The 519-nt window shown below is 46.2% G+C and carries 1 protein-coding gene; it reads right to left on the minus strand.

The features are described 5' to 3' along the window. Window positions 1-519: oligopeptide:H+ symporter (locus tag R7190_RS30715; RefSeq protein WP_318138321.1), on the minus strand; the 519-nt coding region annotated here is incomplete at both ends.

The raw sequence follows: 519 nt of genomic DNA on the forward strand, positions 1-519 counted from the left end.
TGTTCGAGAATAACATTAGAATCACACCACTGATCAATGCAGTTACTGCGATGCCACTAAAGATAGCCATTGCACCAAGTTCACCCACATGAGAACCCACGTAACCAGCGACATAGTTCGCAATAGCGTTACAACCAAACCATGCACCCATCATCAACGATGCAAGACGTAGCGGAGCCAGTTTGGTTACAAGAGACAGGCCAATAGGGGATAGACACAGTTCACCCAAAGTATGGAAGAAGAACGCGCCAACTAGCCATAGCATGGATGTTTTCACGTTAGTATCACCACCTTGCTCCATTACTGCACCAACCATGCATAGGAAGCCTAGTGCCAAGAAGAACATGGCTAAAGCAAATTTCGCTGGTGAGTTTGGTTCACGTTTACCTAGTTTCACCCATAGAACCGCAAGGACAGGCGCAAGCGTAATGATAAAGAATGGGTTTAGTGACTGGAACCAAGCTGCAGGTACTTCAAAACCGCCAATCATACGATCGGTGTACTGCTGAGTGTAAATGT

This window comes from Vibrio sp. 1078-1 (assembly GCF_033340475.1).